The sequence below is a fragment of the Rhodocytophaga rosea genome (genome assembly GCF_010119975.1).
GTDB lineage: Bacteria > Bacteroidota > Bacteroidia > Cytophagales > 172606-1 > Rhodocytophaga > Rhodocytophaga rosea.
The window spans coordinates 6,173,621-6,195,690 of the sequence record NZ_CP048222.1 but is presented as its reverse complement, the minus strand read 5'-3'; the positions used below and the strand labels follow the sequence as shown (position 1 = coordinate 6,195,690).

The following is a 22,070-nucleotide window of genomic DNA, read 5'->3' as shown; positions in this document are numbered from 1 at the left end:
TTGTTGAAATTGCCAGGTTGTTGCCTGGCAATTTTTATTTCAATCGGTTTACATTATTGTCTACAGTATATGAAAGTTGCTGTTGCTCTATTATTAAGTACATATCTGTTTAACGTGAGCCTGTATGCACAAACTCCCTCTGATGGATGCCAGTCTTATGACTATTTCAAATACTTCAATGGATTTCTGCATGCATACCACAATCCAGAAAAACAAGACGTAGCCCTTTCTCATGCCCGGAATCTGGCAAAAGTTTGTCCATACAGTTTGAGAAGTTTGTTTCATACCTTTTATGCGCAATCATTCAGTAAGGGACTAATAGGTAATCGGCCGAATGCAGTAGAACGTAAACTGCTCGAAAAACTTATGCAGGATACCAGTCAGGTGATTTTGCAGGCATTAGAACCAATCGTGCTGTGGATAAATATTCAGGAAAATGAGAATAATCCGGCTGAATTAAGCAGATTGGTTAAGGAATTTGTTAATACACAGCTTAATACCGATGAATGGTATGAAAACCGGACGGCCAGGTATTCATTGCTGATTTATCTGATCATTCAACCTAAACCCGAGTTAGCCTCCCAGGCCCATTCTTTACTGACCCAAACAATAAAAGGTTTGCAAACGCAACTGAAAGAATATGTATTACCGGGAGAGGCAGTTCATAACCAGAAAAGGGCATGGTACAGATACGTATATGCCTACAGCAACTTTCTACAGGGAGACAAATACAAAAGAAAAGGAAATATGGGTGAAGCCGAGATATATTATAGAACGGCGGCTGAATACAGTCCGGATGCCATAGACAAAACAGCCAAACCTGGTTACGAATATGATATCTCTTTTCTTGGAACTGCGGCCTATTCAGATGGTTTTAAGGAACATTATCTGGCTTTTCTGGAAACAAGTTTTAATACTGATGAGGCACTGAAAGTTCTTACTGCCCTTGCTCTGTCTGATGCTACTCATTTAACCAGATTAAAAGATTTTTATAATGGGCATTTTGCAAGCCAGGAATCATTTGACATATACTGGAAAAAGCAGTTAAAAGCCCTTCCAATAGCTCCTGTATTTACAATGAAACAACTAAATACGGTTGATTTTTCGCTTGAATCCCAGAAAGGAAAATGGGTATTGCTCGATTTCTGGGGAACCTGGTGTGAGCCCTGTATGAAAGAAATGCCACAAATGCAGGCATTTTACAGGGAAATTTCAATCAAGCATTCAGATAAAATAGCGCTGTTAACCATTGCCTGCCAGGATACGGAAACAAAAGTAAAAACCTATCTGAATAAAAACAGATAAAACTTTCCGGTAGCTATGGCTGACGAAAGTATTGAGAAAAATTTTTCTATTACCGCGTATCCATCAAAAATCTTAATTACACCGCAAGGTATGATGCTTCTGCTATCAGGAGAAAACTGGATGGAACAAGTGAAATTATTTTGTCAGTTATAATATCTAAGGGATTTCATCATTTGAGGCTGGTAAATTTGTATCCATACCATTAGGCTATAAAACAAAAAGCTGCTTGAAAGCAGCCTTTTGTAAAATTTGAGTAGTATTCAATTTATCCGGAAAATCTTCTGAAAATATTATCAATCATATGGTTTAATAATATACATATAACCTCTCATAGTTCAGAAAACTGCTTATAGTTTAGTAAATTATTACTCGCGGTTAAATCTGGAAATCAGCATTTTATCACCCTTGGTAGTTTCGCTAAAGAAATACAGATGCTCTGTTGTAGACATCATATTATTGCGTGGATAGAGATAAAATTTGCGCTTCTCATCTTCGCCCAGTGTTTTAAAATCACTTGCTTTATTTTTCTCCAGATCAATGCTACCGTACTCAATTGAGAATAAAGGACTAAAATAAGTAGTAGTGCTGCTGCGGCCATTAAAAGGATTGAAGTCTGAACTGCTGCTTTTATCAATTGCCTTTACCATATGCATCACCCAGGTAAGTTTTTTCTTATCGGGACTTTCATATACATAACTCTTGGCCGGGAACATATCAGCCGTGAGGGGAGAGTTATTAAAGAATCCTTTCTTATTCTTCTGGTCAATAGTGACTGTATAATTTTTCACCAGGTCACCCTCTTTATTAAAGTGCAGCAAAAACACATCTTTAAATAAATACTGGCTGGCTGAGGCACTTTGAGAAGCAGAATACCCCATAATTGTACCCATCAACTTATTCTGATGTCCGCCGGATTTATTCTTCTTAAAATCCTGAAGGCTCATGATCAGGCTGTTGTCGCTCAGAAAATCTACTCCCGAAACTTTAAACATTTTGCCATCGAATTTGGAAGGGCGTTTCATATCCGGAGGACAAGTAGCTTTTTCGTTCATCTCGTCTATAGAAGTTACCTTGCTCATAATAGCTCCTCCATTCTGTAGTTTCGCCATTACAAACGAATTATAGGTAAGCAGGTCAAGCTGCTCGTCAATCTTATCCTGGGTAACCCCAACTTCATTCTGACCAGAAGCCATATTAGCCACTGTTTTAAAACCTCCCAGCATACCACCAGCAGATTTAGTAGCTTCGGCCTGTTCAGTGGCATCGTTGCTGGTAGTAGCAATCAGAGCAGATGTAATAGATTTATTGAGGTATTTATCAGCTTTTCCTGTGCCAAGGCCATAAAGTAATACGGCATTGTCTTTTTCATAGGCATCCAGAATACGCCATCCGGAATAGGGAGCCTGAAATGTAAAGCGTTCTTTTATATTGCCTTCAGGAGTAATCCGCAGGTATTCAAAAGTGCGGGTATCCTTGGATTTGGCCCATTTTCCACCCAGGTCTACCGGCGCATATACCAATGCCCAGTCGCGGGGTAAGTCATCGTTGGGAATATTCTCACTTTGTTCATCGGTAAGAGGTTGTGCATACACCAGCTGAACAGAATAAGGAAATTCAATGCGTTGCATGACTTTAATATTTAACTGATTATCTGCTTTCAACAGATCAAAAACAGTTTTATTATTGTCCATAGAAGCCTGTAAGTCAGTAGCCAATACCAGAATAGTGCTGTCGCGTTCTACTTCATAGGCACCACCGGTAAATTTGTATTTGCGCCCGCTTTCTGTACGGGGTTTAAGTTTATCCAGCATATCCACATCTCTCTCATACTGGCCTGTCCACCAGTTCCACTTGGCAGTGATACGTTTGCGGCGAAAAACCAGGTCGCCGGTATAATTGGTGGAAGCAGAAACATTATTGGTCATAAAAAAATCACCTTTAAACGTGAACCATTTCCATCTTTTACGGGCAAGTTCAACGTCTTCTTCCGTCCGATCAACGCCAATCTGGTTAGCATCTTTATCAAAATGATAAATTTCTGTTTTGATTTTTCGTTTGGAAGAGGGAAGAATGTAAATCATATCAAACTGGCCATTGGACGTTTCTTGAACAGCCCCCAGGTAACCTTTGTTAGATTTACGGGAAATTTCATGATCTTTTTCCATGATGGCCACCTGTCCATGGCTAAAAAGATACAGGCAACAGGCAAAAGCAGATAAAATTACTTTTTTCATAAATAAGTATTTAGTAAAATGTTTGAAACTGGCTTCTTATCATTTACCATTGGAAAACCTTGACAAACAGCTGGATTCTGTTCACAAACGGGAATAACCAAAAGTATACGACAAATAAAATGTGTGCGGAAATGTTTAAAAGTAAGCGGGTTAACAGGATATCATCTCTTGATTTTCAGACGATTATTACTTATGTAAGCAAGTTTGCTTATTTGTTTGTATTTGATGGGAATGATGCACATAAACGGAGTGCCGTACAGCAAATAGCTAAAAAAAGATTCAATTGTCTGACAATCTGCGAAGTAAAAAATGTAATAACAAGCAGGATTTTAATAGATCTAATAATATAAATAATGCTGTTTAAAGAACTATGCTACATTCTATTATCCAAGAACTACTAACTGTGCATACAATTAATGGCCTGTAAATCCGCTATTTATAAATTTTATACACATTTTTATTGACAAGAAAAAAGGCTGCTTTGTAAAGCAGCCTTTTGATAAACCAGTATTTATAGTAAGAATTATTCGTGTTCCTGCAACAGTTCGATGTTCATGTCGAAGTCGATCATTTTGCCGATGGCCGGAATATTTCCATCTAACAACTCATTCCATTTAATATCAAAATCGAAGCGGTTGATGCTGCCTTTTACACTGAAAACAACTACCTCATTTCCCCACAGATCTTTTCGCATCCCTTCAAACAACGCTGCAATTGTTATTTCTTTAGCAATCCCTTTCATCGTGAGCATTCCTTTCAGTTCATACTCTGCTTCATTTTTCTTTGTAAATGAACTGCCTTCAAATGTGATAGTAGGCCAGGCATAACATCCGAAAAATTCATCTGTTTTCAGGTGATTATCCCGCATGGTATTACCGGTAGTAATACTTTCAGCCTGAATCGTAACTTCCACTCTGGCATTCTGAAATCCACCCTTCTCTTCCAGAGTAACGATTCCTTCATATTCAGAGAAAGTACCACGAATGGTAGCCAGCCCCAGATGTTTTACTTTAAAAGTAATATCAGAGTGATTGGCGTCAATCTTCCATTTTTTAGCAAGCAGTGTTAATTGTTCCATAACTTGATTTATTGTTTAGTAAAAGATTAATTTTTCAGGGTTTTGATTTCTTCTTCTTTCAATGCCAGCAAATCTTCTTTCTCTTTCAGTTGCACTTTAAGGGCATTCATTTTTTGCAGGGATTCCTGCATGGCTTTCTGCAGTTCCTGGAATTTCCCAATGGTTTTTTGCGCTTCGTTGTCTGTCTTTTTGCGTTTGGAAATATCCCGGATCATCATTACAAAAATGGTTTCTTCATTTACCTGTCCTTCTGTGAGGCAAAGTTCTACCGGAATAATGGAGCCATACATTTTATTTTTTCCATTATATTCTATCCAGTTGGAACGTTTGGTTTTGATATTTTCCTGCAAGTGTTGTATCAGGTTGGCTTCGGCTGGTAATTGCAGTAACTGGGCGATACTTTTGCCGGTCAGGTCCACGGCTTTGTAGCTGAACATCGTTTCAGTAGCGGCATTGCAGGCCGTTATACAAGCCTGGTCGTCCATAAAAAGAATGGCATCAGTAGCTGTTTTGAGAAACACTTCCATGCGTGCCTTCTGCCCTTCAGCTTCGCTCAACTTTTCTGTCAGTTGTGTTTCCAGTTCATTGCGGATGCCAGTGAGTTCTGCTACCATTTGCTGGCTTTCTTCATCCTTACGTTGCAGGCGTTCCTGTATCCGGCGCATTTCTTCCTGAGTAGCTTCGAGTTCCTCAATATTCTGGCGCATTTCTTCTTTCTGGGCGTGCATCTCTTCAGATTGCATCTGGAACTGGTCGAGTAGTTCCCTGGTACGCTGGTGAATTTTTACACTACCCACCGAAGAAGCAATACTTTCACATAATTTCTCCAGAAATTCTATTTCAAAAGACTCAAAAATGCGGAACGAAGCCAGTTCAATTATCCCTTCCATACTCTCATTCGATTTGAGCGGCAGAATCAGAATAGTAGTGGGATTGGCTTTACCTAAACCCGAAGTAATGTTGATATAATCATTGGGAATTTCTGTCAGATGAATAATATCCTGCTCAAGCATACATTGCCCAAGTAATCCTTCACCGATTTGTATCTGTTTTTTATGATACTTTTTACGGTCATAGGCATAGCAGGCTTTTAATTCCAGAAAACTATTTCCCTCTTCTTCTTTTATCAGGAACAAACCACCCTGGTTTGCTTTCAGGTATTTTACTAACTGGCCAATAAGCGTATCGTATAAGTCAGTAGTATCCTGGCGGCGTAAAATTTCAGCGAATAAGGCAATACCATCTGAAGCCCATTGCCGTTGTTGATTGGCTTGCTGCGATTGCTCAATTTCTGTTATATAAGTATTGAGTTTATCCTGGGTTTCCTTGAAAGCTGCCTCCTGGCCTTGCATGCTTGAAGCCATTTGCTGGCTTTGTGCCTGAAAAATCAGATTCTCCCGCTGTAGCATAAACAACCCTGTACATAACAATACTATTGCTACTCCATATGTAAAATAATTGAATCCTGCACTAAGCAGCAGGCTTTTGTCCATGCTGATTCCGAGTATATTTACTGGCTGTTGCGCCAGAAAAAGCAGGGATACCACCATTACTACCACCGGCAATAGTTTACTTTTTTCTTTATAGCTGAATAAGATCCAGGGAAAAGGCAGGGCTGCTAATTGAATGAGGGTGAATCCGGGAAGTGGCATCTGTACAGAAGTAGCTATGGAAGAATGTACTACATATATTGTCAGAGGTAAAACAACCGCACTACATAAACGCATAAGGGTACTTACGCCCAGTAAATGCAGCAATGGTAAAGAAGCATATATAACTGACACACACATTAGCAGAACACCCAGTTTGCTTGAACTGATACAAGCAAATATGCCGCAAAGCAGACAGATACTACTGATCGTCAAAGCCAAGCGGTTGGCTGAGCGAATTTTTTCCTGGGTATATCTTGATGTCGCTGTTGCTACGCCCAAGTCAAAATAAAACGATAAGGTAAAAACGTTACCCATAATTTATTGCAGGTTGAAAAAATTAGCTGGAAATCAAATATGCTTATGGCTGTAAATCTCGGAATAGCTATTAAAACAGAGAGTAGTTATTTTATGTAATATCTTACCTTTCACAGGTTATAGGTAAAAGAATTCGATTTGGGTAGATAGAAATCAGCAAACTGGAAACCTGGTTATATAAAAGCATATTCAACTGCCAATTATTTACACTTATTGTGCTCACAATCAAACAACAAAGTCTTACAGAATATAAACCAGAAGGCAAGCAACGTATTAAAATCAGGAACCGATACATAAAACCTACATCCAGGATTTTATTAGTGAGGGGAAAATAAATAGATGTGCAAGTACTTATAAAAGAATAGGATAGAATATTCTGTCTGGTACAGCCAAAATGGAGATTCAGTTAGGGAATTTGTAAGATCAACCAGGAAAATCAATACATGAGCAATTAATAGAATATGCTCAATTGCTTATATCACAGATATTAATCTCCACTGATACGCATGATATTATCTTCCGGATTGCGGTCAACCAGTTTGAAGTAAGGGTCGATGCCTGCTTTTTCAGGTTTCTGTTTTACCAGAATTTCAATGGTATTATCTCCGGCTTTTACCAGGTGTTTACCCATATATAGAGGTTTAACAGGCTGTTTACCAGTTTCTGGTGCAAATACGCCAATCTCTATCCAGTCTTGCAAGGGTTGTTCCTTCTCATAACCCAGGCTATCGGCGATAAATTTTTTGGCATTCAATTGCAGCTTTACTTTGAATTGTCCATTTCCTGCTGAAGTATAAGAGGCATTGGTGATCCGGTTTTCATACAAAGTGATTTCCTTAAATAAGTCTTTCATTAAATACTGGAGAGAATCCGGAGTGGCTTTCTGGATATAGGATAAAAATTCCAGGGAATTGGTATAAGGAGGCTGCTGAAAGGCTGTTTTTTTAATGTACGCAGCCAGTGCCTGATTAAGTACAGTTTCTCCGATATAATCTCTGAGCGCATACATCACCAGGCTGCCTTTGTTGTAATGAATATAGCCTTGATTTTCGACCCGGTATAGTGGCAATTCTTTATCTGATTCGCTGCTACGGCCTTGTAAATACCGGTCTAGTTCGTATTTGAGGAAACGTTTCATCTGGTTGCGGCCATACTCTTTTTCCATCACCATGAGTGCCGAGTATTGCGACATCGTTTCAGACATCACCGTAGATCCCTGCACATTTCCCCCTATCACCTGATGTGCCCACCATTGATGCGCTACTTCATGGGCCGTTACATAAAATGGATAGTCAATATCTTTCTCGTTTTCAGTATCTACTTTGGCAATAAACCCAATGGATTCGGAGTACGGAATGGTATTGGGAAAAGCCTGGGCAAAGGAGGCATATCTGGGAAATTCAATAATACGTACCTGCCGGTGCTGATAGGGGCTAAAGTTTTTCGTAAAATAATCCAGGGAATTCTTAACCGCTTTTACCATCCGGTCCAGGTTGTATTCATGCCCTTTCTGGTAATATATCTCAATGTTTACCTCGTTCCACTTGTCTTTGCGAACCTGGTAAGCGGCGGAAAGAAAGGAATAAAAATTGAGAATTTTTGAATCCATTTTATAATGAAAGTACCGCCTGCCATTGGCTTGCCATTCTTTTTGTAAATACCCTGGAGCAATGGCAATCTGATCGGGAGAAGTGCTTACGGTAGCCTCAAAAGTTATCCAGTCGGAATCCCTGGAAATGTAATTGTCAAGTCTGGCTGTGCTATCATTCACATCTGCCATCCGTTCTTTATCTGGCAATTTCAGTTTCTTGCGCTCTTTATTATCGGTGAGTTCAGCCTGCTGGTCATAGCCAATACTGGGAAGCAAATTGCTATTAAAAAAAGTACCATTAGCTACCAGACTATTGTTTTCATCATCGTCCCGGAAACCTTTGCTCACAATTTCCATGTCGAAACTGAATGTAAGCGAATCTTCTGGTTGTAAAGGCCGGGTTAATTTATAAATATAATAGCCCAGCTTTTTATCATCCAGAACAATACGCCCAGGCCGCTGATTGATGAGTATGGATTTAATATTAATTTTCGACTTGACGCCAGCTTCAATGCCCAGGTTTATATGAAGGGAATCAATAAAATGAATCGTTTTGTTGTACAATACATACTCTCCTCTGATAACAGCCTTTCTTTCTTCGGGGTAAATATCTGTGGCTATTTTTACATCGGTAATTCTGGGCTGAGGCAAGTGATCATATTTCTTGTATAGTTTTTCGTATTCCCCCTGCAACTCATTTAATGCATCGCGATTATAGTAATTATTGAGCAGATTGGTATTGTAATAAATATACATGCCTGTTGCTGCAAACCCAATAAATAGAATAACCAGTGTTGATTTTACCTGTTTGGTGAATTTCGGGTATAAATCTACTCCCCGTTTCCAGAGCATGTTTCCTGTTACAGCGAGCATGGCTGCAAAAAAAGCCCAGTATAACGTAAACCAGAACAAGGGTTGTACAAAATGTCCATAGCCGTTCATATCCGAATAGGTATACCCTGGCCGGGTGGCATAGCGGTATAAGTGGTGGCTGTATCCCAGTTGCGTGAGTACAATGGTATTAAAAATGAAGGCAAGCACTACAATTAAATGTCCGGCAAACTTATTATTTACCAGCACCTGTATAAAAAAGCTGAATGTAGCCAGTAGCAAATAAGAAGGGAAAGTGATCAGAAATAGCTCTTTGAAATATACATCCAGTTCGTAGTGGAAATAGCCTTTCAGGGTTTGGGTCAACACGCCCACCAGCATCACGGTAAGGCACAGAATGAAGCAAATGGCGTATAGTGCGATTAGCTTAGAAGTATAGGAAAGCCAGTTGGGTACCGGAAAGGCATCTGCAAAAGAAGCAAAGCCCAGGCTCCGTTCCCGCCAAACCAGCTCTCCGGCATAAAACACCGTAATTACAATGGCAAACAGCACAAAATCGAAATCTTTAATGGCAACGACAATGTATGTTACCGGATAGGTAGAGGTACCATACAACTGGTTGCTATACCAGGCATCCACCGCCAGAAAAATAACCCCTGCTCCCAGAATGGCAATAAAATATATATCTCGGGTGATATTCTTAATTTCCAGCCTGGTAAGGGAAAGCATTTTCCGGAAATTGGAGCCAAAAGAGAAAATCCGTTGGACTCTGGGCAATTCATAAGAATGTATGGTGCTTTCTATTTTTTCGGCAGCCATTGCTTTTCGGGAAGATTTTTTAGCAGCAGCGCCAGTGAGCAGATTAAAGTTAAACCGGTAAAAAGTAAATCCTAATAAAAGAAGGCTCACCCCAATCCAGATCAAACGGTTGAGTAGAATTAACGGGTCAAAAGGAATAAAGGCACTGTTCTTTTCAAAAATAGTCCAGTATCTGGTAAAATAATTACTGGCGGCATACCCGAAAGGATCTAATAAACTACCTAGCCGTTGGTTTTCCAGTTCAGTGAGTGAATCCAGGGTAAGGATATATGCCACCAAGAAAATAACACTGCCCAGGTAGGAAGCCATCATGGTGCGGGTGAGCGCTACCAGGGAAAAAAATATTGCTCCGGTAAAAAGCAGATTTGGTAACATAAACAGCATGAATGGTTGCCAGTAGGCTCTGAACTGGAAGGGAGCTATTTCTTCAGGGTCTTGAGTGGGCCAGATGCTGCCTATAAAAATGCCCAGAATGACGCTGAAAAAGATACATAGCAATACCACAAACGAACCGGCAAACCGCCCGGCCAGGTAGGTAGTTTTATGAATAGGTAAGGTATAATAAAAGGTATGCATCTGGTGTTCAATATCGCGGTACACCGGCACACTCATCACGGCAGAAGAAACAATTGTTCCGAATATGCTCAGGATGATAACAATATTATTGATATTATAAGGCGTATTCTTAAGTATTTTACCGGAAGCACCACCAATCTGTACAAAGTCGCTGATCAGGGCAACAAATGGAAGCAGAAAAAAAATGAGAAAGTAAATATAGGTAGCCGGTCTTTTGAGCCGGTATTTCAATTCAAATAGAAAAATCTCCCTGAACATGATTGTGATAACAGATTAGAATACCGGAAGATTTGTAGATCGGCTTCGCTGAACTGCCATTTGAAAGATGAACCGCTTTACAATAAGGAAGTGAGTAGGGTCAAAATGTTTCAATATGAAATACAGTTTAGTAAGTTTAATCTGCAAATATTATAGTAACCATAGCATAAAACAAAACTCTCTATCAGATAGTTACAGTTATAATAAACCGCCATTGGCTATAAAGTAATAACGCTGGTTTTATCAGAAATAACTGTAAAATATACATCCTCCAGATCTGCTTCTACTGGTATAAAGCTGGCATCTGGCTGTTCATCTAGATATACATGTATAACTGATTTACCGGCAAAAAGCGTAGTTGAAATTACTTTCTGTTCCTGTATATAGTGCTGCAATTCTTCTTTTTCTACTGTTTTTTTCCATATTTTCCCCTGCATGGCATCTATAATCTGAGTCGGATGACCGGTAATGAGTACCTCCCCTTTACAGATAATGGCCATGTTATTGCACAGATGGCTTACATCTTCTACAATGTGGGTGGAAAGGATCACAATTGTATTTTCTCCAATTTCACTGAGCAGGTTATGAAAACGGTTTCGTTCTGTTGGGTCAAGGCCGGCGGTTGGTTCGTCTACAATGATAAGTTTAGGATTGCCAATGAGCGCTTGTGCGATGCCAAAACGCTGTTTCATGCCACCCGAGAAGGTACCCAGGTTCTTTTTCCGGACATCATACAGGTTTACTTTGTGCAGCAAGGCTTTTACAGTTTCCTCTCTTTCCCGATGGCTGGTAATTCCTTTCAGATAAGCAATATGCGTGAGCAATGTTTCTGCACTTACTTTCGGATATAAGCCAAATTCCTGCGGCAAATACCCCAGAATCTTCCGTACGCCTTCCTTATCTTCCAGCACATTCATCTCATCCAGAAACACACTGCCGCTATCTGCCTCCTGCAAGGTAGCCAGTGTACGCATCAGCGATGATTTTCCGGCTCCATTCGGTCCTAAAAGCCCAAACATGCCGTTGGGGATAGTAAGATTCACTTCCTTCAGGGCATGAACGCCGTTGGGATAGGTTTTGGACAGATTATTTATTACCAGTTGCATGTAAAGAATTAGTTAAGGGTGATAAAAAACAAGGATTAGCCTGTTGAAGACTAATCCTTGCTTGATTTAACTAATTTATGGTTTCAGCCAGGCCTGCTGTAAGGCAGCTTGTTCTGGCGTAGGAGTTTCTAAAGGTTGTAACACATGCCGCTGCTCTTTTTCTGTTTCCACTACTTTTGCAGCCAGCTTCTTTTCAACTTCTTTTCCTTTTTCATCTTTCCGGGCTACCACAATTTCCAGGTTATCCCCTTCTTTAGCTGTTGTAATGTACTGGGTGATAATTTCCTGAATATTTTCAGTCGTGAGTTTGGTGCCATTAAAAGATATAAATTCATCGCCTTCCTGGAAACCTATGGTTTTACCGAAGTCATTCATCTGGGCTACACTTGAAACTACTAGGCGGGAAGATTCAGGATTAAAGTTAATGCCAATATTGCCCAGCGTAACACCTTTTACTTTCTCACTGGCTTTATAAGAAATACCTACTTTGCCCAGCATTTCTTCCAGAGGCAAGGATTCATTTCCTTCCACATAGCGTGAGAAGAACGTGCGGATTTCAGGATAGGTCAGTTTGGCAATCTGGTCGAAAAGTTCTTCGTCTTTGAAAGCCTTTTCTTTTCCATAGGTTTTGGCCAGGTCTTTCATCAGGTTCTGCATGCCATATTTGCCACCAGACAATTCCCGCAATTTAATATCAAGGCACACTCCAATTAAGGCTCCTTTGGCGTATACATTCTGATACTGGTCTTTGTGCAGTTCCAGGGCATTTTTACTCATCACCGTAAATGGCAAGGTATCATTAAACTGTTCTGCCTGGAATAATTTATCTACAATCATATCTGCATACTGAGCCAGATCGATTAACCCATGTTTCACCTGCATGTGTCCGGCAAAATACTCAGTTACGCCTTCATACAGCCACAAATGCTTGGACATTTGAGGTGTATTAAAATCGAAATTATGTATTTCCTCAGAATGTATACTTAGCGGGGTTACAATATGGAAAAACTCATGAGCAGCTACATCCCGTACGGTCTGTGCCAGCCTGTCGGAACTTGCTTCTGGCAAGGTATACATGGATGAATAGGAGTGTTCCAGGGCACCCATAGAACCAGATTTAGTAGGCTTGTCGAACAGATAGATAAGAAAGGCATATTTTTTAATAGGTAATTCACCGCCTAAATATTCTTTCTGTGCTTCTAGTACTTCGTTGATATTAGTAGCGATTTCCTTAGAGGAAGCCATTTTGTTGGGAGAATACACAGAAACCAGAATGTCCGCACCGCCTACTTTCAGGATGGTAGTGTCTGGTTTGTTGTACATCATGGGTGCATCCACCAGGTCATTATAGGAGTTAATCACATAAGTATCCTGATCTTTGCTAGTTTTGGTGGTAGTGAGCGAAGTAGAGCCATAAAATCCCTGAGGTTTGGTAATACTTACCTGATAATTAGCCCGTTTCAGGTCATCGAAATAGCCAAAAAAACCGTGGGTATTGATTACAAAATTAGTATTCTCTTCGATATTGGTTCCGCCTGGTTCAAACACAAAATCTTTTTCCTGGTCTGTATCCCAGGTATCTTCTACCGTATAGCTAATCCGGCTGAGTTTGTTGGCATCTTTGATTTTCCAGCTGTTTTCATCTAATTTCTCTACCGGCAGTACTTTGCCTTTTTTATCTCTGGCCGTAAAATCACTTACAAAACGCCCGAAATTATAATTGGCATAGGTACCAGGTACGATCTTAGGCATATAATACACTACTTCTTTTTTATTCATTTCCGGTGCCACCAGTTCAACGGTAATTTTATCATTTTTTACCCTGGTTAAATCAACAGAAAACTGGTAAAGATTTTTTACTGGCTTTCCATTATCGGCCATTGCTACTGAAAAGGCGAACACACACGCCCATACACACATTGCTAATTTTTTCATGAATAGGAATTAATTATTAAAGTTTACAAGTCCGTCTGAATCTGCTGATTATCTTTTTCCTCTACTTATGGGTGCAGAATAAAACAGGTATGCAGACAGACAGCTTTTAAGTGAAATTCTTTTGACAGATTTAAATCAAAAGTAGTTCCATAACCGGAAAGTTACCAATTATGAGGTAAATTTTTCCTATGAATTATGCAAACGGAAAATAAACGTGATGAATGAACAATCATTTTGCAGCGAATAACAACTGAATGACTTTTAGTGATATTCTTTTGCACCAGATAGATTTACCAGAAGCTATAGCTCATTTCAGGCTTTTTATTTTTTCCAGAATTGCCTCATTCATTTTATCAGATTCAGTTTGTAATTCTGTGATCAGAATATCTGGCGGAGCAGAAGGAGCAGTTCCTTCCAGATGGTTTTCCATCTTCAGTAAGACAGTCTTTAATGCTTCTGCTTTTAAATGATGGATAGCAGAGTTAATCTTATGCCGGGTGTTGCGAAAAAGTGTATAATCATTTTCCAAAACAGCCTTCCTGAAATCCTGCTCATAGGTATCTAACTCATTCATATAGGTTTGTAAAAAATTCACATATTCACCCGGCGTTTTTAAGAATAACTGGTCGAATAAGCCAAAATTAACCGAAGGAATGGAAACTTCATCTGCGTATTCTGGCAAATTACCGGCCATTTGGTGAGATCCCTGACTTATAATAGCTACAGATCCAGAGGCATATTTCTTTAGAATACTAAATAAGGCATCAGGTTGGATAGGTTTGGCGAGATAATCATTCATTCCAGCCATTGCAATATCAGACCTGTTTTTTTCAGAAATATCAGCCGTAAGTGCCACAATCGGAATACGCTGGGCTCGTTCCATCGCAAGACTGCGTATCGCCTGGGTGATTTCATAGCCGTCCATTCCGGGCATTTGAATATCCATCAGTACTAAATCATAGGTATGTCGCTGGAGTTTATCTATTGCTTCATTTCCGTTAGCGGCAATCTGTAGATTTACCTCCCACTGCTTACAAATTTCCTCCACCAGAATCTGGTTAGAAAGCACATCTTCCACATATAGCACGCGTAATTCTTGCAACGAGATTTGCCGGCCTTTCTCCGCTTGATGATGCAGATCTATATCTTGGGCTACTCCTAAAATCTGGGTTAAATGACCAGCATTGTTCTTTTTAAAAGCCATTTTACGGCTATGAAACCAGCGGTAATTCCCTGAAACATCTTTTAAACGGTATCTATATTCAAAGAAATCTTTTCCGCCCCTGGCAATTTCTGTAAACATATCTGTTAGAAATGGTGCATCTTCGGGATGGATCAGAGTCTGAATTAAGTTGCTGCTCATTTCTTCCAGTTGCTCTGTGCTATATCCCAGTGTTTTTTCAAAACCATTATTGATAAAGGGATATTTTTTTTCTTCCAGGTCATACACATACAAAATATCTGGTATGGCAAAAGCAATACTGCGGATAAAGTTGCGGTTTATTTCTGTTTCCTTTTCAGCTATTTTGCGTTCTGTAATATCTATGGCATGAAGCAGCAGAAACTTCTCCCCATTTGGCAAAGGCTGGATCAATTTTCTGCCAATCAGTACAATATATACTTTATCTTTTGTCTGAAAAATATCTTCTTTGATTGTTTCTTTCCCTGTTTGCCATACCTGAACATTGTCTCTGGCAAATCTCTCCGCATCTTCCGGAAGTAAAGCGTATAATGTTTTAGGTTTACTTCTTTCTGCTGGCAATTCCAATAAGTTCAGTGTATACTGGTTTACCAATACAAGCGTATTATCCTTATCTACGATAACAATACTGAAAGGAAGATGATGAAATGCAGTCTCCAGCAGATTTTTCTGCATCATATCCCTTTGCTCGGTTATGATCCGCTGGCTTACATTTCGTATAACGGCTATGAATTGGGCTGAAGGTATCAGATGCTGAGATACTTTTTTGAGCTTCATTTCCAGCCAGATATACTGTCCCTGTTTGTTTTTCTGCCGGTACAGAAATATTGACTCGCCAGTGTGTTGATGTAATAACATTCTAAAACCCTCCTGTAAGGAAGGCATATCATCAGGATGGATCTGTTCTAAGAATACCCAGTCTTCCAATTCGTCAGGCGCATACCCAAATATTTCACCTATGGCTGCACTTGCATATATTTTCCTGCCATCCGCATCCAGTAAAACGATCGCATCCATTAAGTTGCCGGTAATCACATCAAAAAGAAGTTCTTTATCCCGAAGTGGTTTTTTGGAAGATCTGGCAGGCATTGTTTATAGGTTAACAGTTTGTTTATCAACAGAATGGCTTTGTATATACGATACCGGATTTATTTGTTTGATATTATTAGTAGACCTTAGCAGTTTTAAACGTTATGTACGAAAATATGGCCTGAATTTGTTTAGTCATTGATCAATGCATATAAATATAATATTCAGATAAAACTACCTATGTATCCGGTTTATCTCTTCAGAAAAGCAAGTAAACTATTGATGGCAGGCGCTATATTGACTCTGTTTTTTGCCGGGATATATGTGGCTGGAAAAAGCCTCATCGAAGCAGAAAGCCTTGTGTTGCAAAAGTATCAAATGCCAGTTGCAAAATATATACAAGCCGACTGGGAACCGTGTATAGATAGTTTGCGGGAACTTTATGGAAAAAATAAGCAACTTATCAAAGCCTATGAACTTCAGATTTTGCTAGCACTATCGCATTATCCGGAGTTAAAAGAAATTCCTATTCATTATTACCAGGAAGAGGCATTCCTTCCTTTAGCTTCGAGGCCAGAACCTTTCCGGATGCTGTACTCAAAACAAAACTGGCAGTACAATGTTATTATCAGCACAAAAAGTATAGAAGCGATGGAGCCAATCCTGGTAAAGAATCTGCCGTTTGAAGCACAAGTAGGAATTATCGGACACGAACTGGCGCATACATCTTATTACCTGGATAAAAGTGTGTGGCAGATGATCCTGATTGGATTAAATTATATTTTTCCGGATTTCAGAGCCGATTTCGAAAAAAACACAGACCGCCGGACGATAGCACATGGATTGGGATGGCAATTATTGTCTTATGCACATTATGCCAGACAAGTGATGCCCTATGAAGAAACTTCTCTAGGCAGCAAGTATTACCTGAGTCCGGCAGAAATAGAATTACAAATCAACCAGACCTATTGAATTACCTAGAAGTTAGGCTAGCAACTGAAACGTAGTAGCGCTCAATATGATATAAAAAAAACTGAATCAATAAAATGATTTGCAGGTTTTGAGGTAGTATACGTTCTTTTCGCTTTTTAAATTATTTCCAGAAATTTTTTTTAAATAACAGATATTTATTATTTTAGCAAATAATCACCACCTAACATTTTCAATCACTGCTGAGAAGGTTTTACGCTTTCCTGGCTATTATGAGGACTTCCCAGGATCACATAATCATTGTACTTGGCTTCATTAATTCCAGCCCAGGTTTGTTTGCCTTTGTTACATAAACTCAGGAGTTCTTCGTAAATCTGGTTTCCTATTTTTATACGTTGGGCGTTAATTAAATCACAATCGCATACAGTTTTCCGCAATTTGTCTATCGCCAGATCAAATTCATAACAAATCTGTAACAGCGTACTCATCATGGCTGGTGTCAAACCGGTATCTCTTATGTCAGATAAACTGGGAGACAGGGTTTGCACCAATGATTTTCCATAAGACAGCAGGTCTATATCCGTCAGTTGTTCGAGGCAAGGTTTTTCCAGTTTTTGTACAGAAGCTGGTACTGCATCCGGTTGAAAGCTCAATCGATGTAAAATATTACGTATGCCTGTTCGTAACTGAGCCGCCAGATATGACTTTGTTTCGCTGGCTTCCTCGAGTTTACAGGTGAGCTCGTATTCTGAAGGGAGATCTTTAAAAGCTATGTTGCGGGCGCTCAATGCCGTAAGGGATACAGGTGCGGCATTTTGAAAAAACAGTTTGTGAAAGTCTCTGCCGGCAATTACAATTTTTTCATTGCATAACTGGTGCAGATAGGGATCAGAAAATAAATAATTACGTCGGAGTATACCATTTTCCATAGAGGTGTATTTAATAATAGAAATTTTACAGAGCTGTATAATAAATATAGAGTATGTCATTTATAAAAAAAAGCATAATTGTTCTTAAAAAATACATATGTATGGTGCAATCAGGCTGAGTAGGGTTCAGCAACAAGGAGATATTATTTTTAAAAACTCAGGCATCGTAACGTACCATATCCATTCATTTTACATAATCCATCCCAGTCTGACTATTTATCTTTCAGTAATTAATCCAAATTTTATGTGTAAACATTTTCAAAAAACAGTGTTCTGCCTTATTTGTACCATCAGTTTTCTGCTTATTTCAACCTGGAGTATAGGTCAGCCTGATCCGGTGAAGTTTGGCAAAGTAGAGTTAAAAGACCTGCAAATGAAGCACTATGCAAAAGATACCGGAGCAGCCGCAGTAGTGCTTTGTGATTTTGGCAATTCTTATTTCAGATACAGCAATGAAGAAGGTTTCCAGGTATATTTTGAACGGATAACCAGAATTAAGATTCTGAAAAAATCAGGCTATGACTGGGCTGATGGTAAAATTCCTTTCTACCGGGTAAGCAACAGCAGCGAAGAAGAAATATCCAATTTGAAAGGATTTACTTATAACCTCAATGGCAATGAGATTGTAAAGGATAAACTGACAAAGGAATCGGTGTTTGAAGAAAAGTTATCTGACAACTGGTATATGAAAAAATTCTCTATGCCTAACGTGAAGGAAGGTTCTGTTATAGAGTTCAGTTATACCATTAAGTCAGATTTTCTGTACAATTTCCGAGAGTGGCAGTTTCAGGAATCAATTCCGGTGATCTGGAGCGAATACAGGGCAGTTATTCCCGAATATTTTAACTATAAGCAGCTTGCCCAGGGATATGAGCCGATTAACACGGAAGAAAAGATGACAGATATGAGCTTTTCTATCCGGATCGATGCAGACTATTCAACTTATGGTGAAAGGACACCAGCCAGAATGGAAAATGTACAGGCCAAAGCAAGTTCTTACCGCTGGACGGCCAAAGATGTGCCTGCCATGAAGGAAGAGCCCTATATGACTACCATTGATGATTTTGTAAGTAAAATAGAATTTGAACTGGCAAGCACAAAGTTTCCAGGCCAGATGATTAAAACCTATACAAATACCTGGGAAGCCCTTACTGAAACCTTACTAAAAAGTGAATATTTTGGTGACCAGCTTGCCAGAACCGGATTTGTAAAAAATGAACTGGCTGCCATTTCTGCTAAAATTACTGAGCCTTCTCAGAAAGCCATTGCGATTTATGAATATGTAAGAAAATACATGAAGTGGAACGGCATTAAAAACAAGTATACAGAAACCACCACAAAGAAAGCCTATGAAGCCCGTACCGGAAATTCGGCAGATATTAATCTGTTACTGGTAGCTATATTAAAAGAAGCCGGGCTTGAAGCTAATCCTGTGATTCTGAGTACCAGAGACCATGGCCGGATCATGGAAAGTTATGCTTTATTGAGCAAATTTAATTATGTAATTGCCCATGTAGCCATTGGCGATAAATACCTGTTGCTGGATGCTACCGATCCTGTTATTGGGTATACGATGCTTCCTACCCGATGCCTGAATGGGCTGGGATGGATGGTAAGCAGCCGGAATCCTGGATGGGTGCAGTTGCAAACACCTGAACGGATGGTGGAAGTTTTTACAGGAAAATTCGACCTGGATGCCAATGGAGAACTAAAAGGTACAGTAGATATCTCCAAAGGCGGATATAGTGGTTTATCCATGCGTAAAGCTATACTTTCAGATGGGAAAGATAAATACATAGAAGAGTTTAAAAAGAAATATCCCAGCTGGCAAATATCCAAACATGATTTTACAGATGTAGAAGAGTTAAACAAAGCAATAAATGCCAAATACGAAGTAACGCTTTCTGAGCAGGTACAGGTGGCTGGTAATATGATGTATATCAAACCCCTGCTCACACACGCTACCGATGAAAATCCCTTTAAGCTCGAAAACCGGAAATTCCCGGTAGATTTTGCTGTACCTATGGATGAAACTTTCTCCTGCTTTATTACTATCCCGGCAGGCTACAAGGTGGAAGAATTACCTAAAGGCGCTATTGTAGAACTTCCGGAGAAATCAGGCAGGTTTACATTTATGACGGCTGTAAACGGGAATGTAGTGCAGGTAACCAGCCGTATCTCATTGAAAAAGCCAGTCTATTATGCCGAAGAATATTCCTACTTAAAAGAATTTTTCAACCAGGTAATTACCAAGCATGCCGAGCAGGTAGTACTCAAAAAATTATAATTCAAATAGCCAGGCATTGTAGCTCATTCAGTGCCTGGTACACTTCGTTTTACAATACTTGATATGAAAAAAACATTTATAGTTACTTTTCTTTTGCTTTCTTATTTCCATGGCTTTTTACAGGCTGGTGATACAACCGGAGACATACAATACTCGGTTTATACTATTCCACCTTCTCTAAAAGATAATGCCAATGCAGTTCAACGGATGGAAGAAATAACTTTCACCGTTAAGTCGCCCGGAGAAGGCATCCTCAAAACCAGGTATGCCATTACCATTCTCAATGAGAAGGGCAAAAAATATGCGGCTGTGCATGTTGGATATGATAAACTGAACAAGTTTAACTACCTTCAGGGTTCTTTATATGATGCCAATGGTAAATTAATAGACAGACTAAAAAAATCAGATATACAAGATATTAGTGCTGTATCTGATAATTCGCTTTTTGAAGACAACCGGGTAAAACGTGCTTCCTTCAATTGTGGCCAGTATCCATGTACGGTTGAGTTTGAATATGAAACCGTAAGGCAAAATATGTTGTTTTACCCTTCCTGGACACCCCAGGCTAGTGATGAGCATTATACCGTCGAAAAATCGGTTTTCTCAATTATTATTCCGCATACGCAAACGCTCCGGTACAAAGAAATTAATTTACCAACTAAAGCGAGTGTAAAAACAGAAGGAACCAATAAAGTCTATACCTGGCAGATCGAAAATTTACCGGTCATTGCAGCCGAACCGATGGGACCTGCTTTACACTCTTTAATTCCAGCTGTAATTACTGCGCCCTCTTCTTTTGAAATAGATGGTTATCAGGGAAATATGGAAAGCTGGAAATCATTAGGAAAATGGCTGTATGATTTGAATGCCAACCGGGATGAATTGCCTGAAAATATTCGTCAGCAGGTAATTCAAATGGTGGCTAATGAAAAAGATCCGGTAGCCAAAGCCAGAAAAATTTACGAATACCTGCAAAAAAACACCCGCTATGTGAGTATTCAGCTAGGTATTGGCGGCTGGCAAACATTTGAGGCCAAATCTGTTGCAGAAAAAGGGTATGGCGATTGTAAAGCACTGACAAATTATACGAAAGCTTTATTAAAAGTAGCCGGTATCCCATCATTTGTCGCTTCTATCTATGCTGATGACGACGATAATGATTTCAGAGCTGATTTCCCAAGTAATCAGTTTAACCATGTGATTCTGTGTGTACCGATGGCTAAAGATACCATCTGGCTTGAATGTACCAGCCAGACTACCCCATTTGGTTATCTGGGAAGGTCTACCTACAATAGACATGCGCTTCTATTCACTCCTGATGGTGGAAAACTGGTTCAAACACCTGCCTATACAGCCAAAGATAATCTGCAAATCCGGAAAGCAGATATTCATATTAATCCTCAGGGTGATGCTACGGCTGAACTAAATACAATGTATGCAGGCTTAAAACAGGATTTACCGAGTGCATTGATGCATCAGTTGAGTCCGGAGGAGCAAAAGAAGTATTTATATGAACACATTTCCCTGCCTAGCTTTGAAATTAATAAGTTTGGATTTAGCCAGCAGAAAACCCGTATTCCGGCTGTTACCGAAAATCTGTCCTTAACTGTACGTAAATGCGTGTCTAAAAGTGGGAACCGTATTTTCCTGACTCCCAATTTGCTTACAACCAGTAGTGTTACTTTGCCTGCTACAGAAAAGCGTAAGACAGAAATCATCCGGAATATGTCGTATACCGATGTAGATACCATCCGTTACCATTTACCTGCCGGCTATCATCCGGAATACCAACCGGAGAACATGAGTTTTAAATCAAAATTCGGGGAGTATACTGCATCTGTACAAGTAAGCGAAGGTATGATTATTTATATCCGGCGCATGCAGATTCACAAAGGGAAATATCCGGCAGAAGCGTACCAGGAATTTATGGAGTTTTACAAGAAAGTGGCAAAGGCCGATAAAATGCAGCTGGTATTTGTTAATAAAAGCTGACA

At 39.5% G+C, this 22,070-nt stretch carries 13 protein-coding genes; 5 read left to right on the top strand and 8 right to left on the bottom strand.

The window, feature by feature from the left end:
- The first annotated feature begins 69 nt into the window (after positions 1–69).
- Positions 70–1,305, top strand: a complete 1,236-nt coding sequence (locus GXP67_RS25640) for a TlpA family protein disulfide reductase (protein WP_197901567.1) — start codon at positions 70–72, stop codon at positions 1,303–1,305.
- A gap of 15 nt (positions 1,306–1,320) precedes the next feature.
- On the top strand, positions 1,321–1,458 hold the full coding sequence (locus tag GXP67_RS25635; RefSeq protein WP_162445760.1) for a hypothetical protein: 138 nt from the start codon (positions 1,321–1,323) through the stop codon (positions 1,456–1,458).
- A 212-nt stretch (positions 1,459–1,670) separates the two neighbouring features.
- Here the strand turns inward: GXP67_RS25635 and GXP67_RS25630 are convergent, their stop codons facing one another.
- The 7 genes from GXP67_RS25630 to GXP67_RS25600 form a co-directional block, all read right to left on the bottom strand.
- Positions 1,671–3,539, bottom strand: a complete 1,869-nt coding sequence (locus GXP67_RS25630) for a hypothetical protein (RefSeq protein WP_162445759.1) — start codon at positions 3,537–3,539, stop codon at positions 1,671–1,673.
- A 523-nt stretch (positions 3,540–4,062) separates the two neighbouring features.
- Positions 4,063–4,617, bottom strand: coding sequence for a YceI family protein (locus GXP67_RS25625; RefSeq protein WP_162445758.1), 555 nt, complete (start codon positions 4,615–4,617; stop codon positions 4,063–4,065).
- A gap of 26 nt (positions 4,618–4,643) precedes the next feature.
- A complete protein-coding gene (locus GXP67_RS25620; protein WP_162445757.1) occupies positions 4,644–6,584 on the bottom strand; it encodes a PAS domain S-box protein in 1,941 nt (646 codons plus the stop codon).
- Between the two features lie 487 nt (positions 6,585–7,071).
- A complete protein-coding gene (locus tag GXP67_RS25615) occupies positions 7,072–10,659 on the bottom strand; it encodes an ABC transporter permease/M1 family aminopeptidase (protein ID WP_162445756.1) in 3,588 nt (1,195 codons plus the stop codon).
- A 218-nt stretch (positions 10,660–10,877) separates the two neighbouring features.
- On the bottom strand, positions 10,878–11,765 hold the full coding sequence (locus tag GXP67_RS25610) for an ABC transporter ATP-binding protein (protein ID WP_162445755.1): 888 nt from the start codon (positions 11,763–11,765) through the stop codon (positions 10,878–10,880).
- Positions 11,766–11,840: 75 nt separating this feature from the next.
- A complete protein-coding gene (locus GXP67_RS25605) occupies positions 11,841–13,700 on the bottom strand; it encodes a M61 family metallopeptidase (protein WP_232064590.1) in 1,860 nt (619 codons plus the stop codon).
- Positions 13,701–14,007: 307 nt separating this feature from the next.
- Complete coding sequence (locus GXP67_RS25600) at positions 14,008–15,990, bottom strand: PAS domain S-box protein (RefSeq protein ID WP_162445754.1); 1,983 nt, start codon at positions 15,988–15,990, stop codon at positions 14,008–14,010.
- Between the two features lie 180 nt (positions 15,991–16,170).
- Between GXP67_RS25600 and GXP67_RS25595 the strand changes: the two genes are divergently transcribed.
- Positions 16,171–16,902, top strand: coding sequence for a hypothetical protein (locus GXP67_RS25595; protein ID WP_162445753.1), 732 nt, complete (start codon positions 16,171–16,173; stop codon positions 16,900–16,902).
- Positions 16,903–17,096: 194 nt separating this feature from the next.
- Here GXP67_RS25595 and GXP67_RS25590 read toward each other — a convergent pair whose 3' ends face one another.
- On the bottom strand, positions 17,097–17,789 hold the full coding sequence (locus GXP67_RS25590; RefSeq protein WP_162445752.1) for a hypothetical protein: 693 nt from the start codon (positions 17,787–17,789) through the stop codon (positions 17,097–17,099).
- A 244-nt stretch (positions 17,790–18,033) separates the two neighbouring features.
- Here GXP67_RS25590 and GXP67_RS25585 point away from each other — a divergent pair, with 244 nt between their 5' ends.
- Both GXP67_RS25585 and GXP67_RS25580 read left to right on the top strand, forming a co-directional pair.
- Positions 18,034–20,076 carry a transglutaminase family protein gene (locus GXP67_RS25585; RefSeq protein WP_162445751.1) on the top strand — a complete coding sequence of 681 codons (2,043 nt, stop codon included), beginning with the start codon at positions 18,034–18,036 and terminating at the stop codon, positions 20,074–20,076.
- Positions 20,077–20,139: 63 nt separating this feature from the next.
- Positions 20,140–22,068, top strand: a complete 1,929-nt coding sequence (locus GXP67_RS25580; protein WP_162445750.1) for a DUF3857 domain-containing transglutaminase family protein — start codon at positions 20,140–20,142, stop codon at positions 22,066–22,068.
- The last annotated feature ends 2 nt before the right edge of the window (positions 22,069–22,070 follow it).